Source organism: Paenibacillus sp. E194 (assembly GCF_000935845.1).
Lineage (GTDB): Bacteria > Bacillota > Bacilli > Paenibacillales > Paenibacillaceae > Paenibacillus_B > Paenibacillus_B alvei_B.
On the sequence record NZ_JMDX01000423.1, the window covers coordinates 1 to 2,579 of the forward strand.

1 rRNA gene is annotated in these 2,579 nt (G+C 53.8%); it reads left to right on the forward strand.

The features are described from left to right. Window positions 1-2,579 (forward strand): 23S ribosomal RNA (locus tag AZ66_RS28430); the annotation flags it as partial.

Consider the following 2,579-nt stretch of genomic DNA (forward strand, 5'->3'; position numbering starts at 1 on the left):
CTGGAAAGGCCCGCCATAGAAGGTAACAGCCCTGTATTCGAAAGTAAATGCCCTCCGAGACGGATCCCGAGTACCGCGGGACACGTGAAACCCCGTGGGAATCTGGCAGGACCATCTGCTAAGGCTAAATACTCCCTGGTGACCGATAGTGAAGCAGTACCGTGAGGGAAAGGTGAAAAGCACCCCGGAAGGGGAGTGAAATAGAACCTGAAACCGTGTGCTTACAAGAAGTCAGAGCCCTATTAATGGGTGATGGCGTGCCTTTTGTAGAATGAACCGGCGAGTTACGTTTGCGTGCAAGGTTAAGGTGAAGAGCTGGAGCCGAAGCGAAAGCGAGTCTGAATAGGGCGAATAAGTACGTAGGCGTAGACCCGAAACCGTGTGATCTACCCCTGTCCAGGGTGAAGGTGCGGTAACACGCACTGGAGGCCCGAACCCACGCACGTTGAAAAGTGCGGGGATGAGGTGGGGGTAGCGGAGAAATTCCAATCGAACTCGGAGATAGCTGGTTCTCCCCGAAATAGCTTTAGGGCTAGCCTCGGAGTAAAGAGTCATGGAGGTAGAGCACTGATTGGATGCGGGGCCCGCCAAGGGTTACCAAGTTCAGTCAAACTCCGAATGCCATGTACTTATATCCGGGAGTCAGACAGTGGGTGCTAAGGTCCATTGTCAAGAGGGAAACAGCCCAGACCATCAGCTAAGGCCCCTAAATGTATGTTAAGTGGGAAAGGATGTGGAGTTGCCCAGACAACCAGGATGTTGGCTTAGAAGCAGCCACCATTTAAAGAGTGCGTAATAGCTCACTGGTCGAGTGACTCTGCGCCGAAAATGTAACGGGGCTAAACATACTGCCGAAGCTATGGATTGATACGTATGTATCAGTGGTAGGGGAGCGTTGTGTACCGGGTTGAAGGTAGACCGAGAGGACTGCTGGACTGTACACAAGTGAGAATGCCGGTATGAGTAACGAAAAGACATGTGAGAATCATGTCCGCCGAAAACCTAAGGGTTCCTGAGGAAGGCTCGTCCACTCAGGGTAAGTCGGGACCTAAGGCGAGGCCGAAAGGCGTAGTCGAAGGACAACAGGTTGAAATTCCTGTACCAGCGTAACCGTTATGAGCAATGGGGGGACGCAGAAGGATAGGGACGCGAGCTGATGGATGCTCGTCCAAGCAGTGAGGCCGATGTGTAGGCAAATCCGCACATCATTAAGGCTGGGCTGTGATGGGGAGGGAAAATTACAGTACCGAAGGTCTTGATTTCATGCTGCCAAGAAAAGCCTCTAGCCAGGTGAAGCTGCCCGTACCGCAAACCGACACAGGTAGGTGGGAAGAGAATTCTAAGGCGCGCGGAAGAACTCTCGTTAAGGAACTCGGCAAAATGACCCCGTAACTTCGGGAGAAGGGGTGCCTCGGTAGGGTGAATAGCCCGAGGGGGCCGCAGTGAAAAGGCCCAAGCGACTGTTTAGCAAAAACACAGGTCTGTGCGAAGCCGCAAGGCGAAGTATACGGGCTGACGCCTGCCCGGTGCTGGAAGGTTAAGGGGAGTGGTTAGCCGCAAGGCGAAGCTATGAACCGAAGCCCCAGTAAACGGCGGCCGTAACTATAACGGTCCTAAGGTAGCGAAATTCCTTGTCAGGTAAATTCTGACCCGCACGAATGGCGTAACGACTTGGGCGCTGTCTCAACGAGAGATCCGGTGAAATTTTAATACCTGTGAAGATGCAGGTTACCCGCGACAAGACGGAAAGACCCCATGGAGCTTTACTACAGCTTGATATTGGACTTTGGTACGGACTGTACAGGATAGGTGGGAGCCTGAGAAGCCTGAGCGCCAGCTTAGGTGGAGGCGCCGTTGGGATACCACCCTGTTCGTATCGGAGTTCTAACCTAGGACCGTGATCCGGTTCGGGGACAGTGTCAGGTGGGTAGTTTGACTGGGGCGGTCGCCTCCTAAAGAGTAACGGAGGCGCCCCAAGGTTCCCTCAGAATGGTTGGAAATCATTCGAAGAGTGCAAAGGCATAAGGGAGCTTGACTGCGAGACCTACAAGTCGAGCAGGGACGAAAGTCGGGCTTAGTGATCCGGTGGTTCCGCATGGAAGGGCCATCGCTCAACGGATAAAAGCTACCCTGGGGATAACAGGCTTATCTCCCCCAAGAGTCCACATCGACGGGGAGGTTTGGCACCTCGATGTCGGCTCATCGCATCCTGGGGCTGAAGTAGGTCCCAAGGGTTGGGCTGTTCGCCCATTAAAGCGGTACGCGAGCTGGGTTCAGAACGTCGTGAGACAGTTCGGTCCCTATCTGTCGCGGGCGTAGGAAATTTGAGAGGAGCTGTCCTTAGTACGAGAGGACCGGGATGGACGCACCGCTGGTGTACCAGTTGTTCCGCCAGGAGCATAGCTGGGTAGCTATGTGCGGAAGGGATAAGCGCTGAAAGCATCTAAGCGTGAAGCCCCCCTCAAGATGAGATTTCCCAATTAGTAAGACCCCTTGAAGACGACGAGGTAGATAGGTTGGAGGTGGAAGCACAGCAATGTGTGGAGCTGACCAATACTAATCGGTCGAGGGCTTATCCT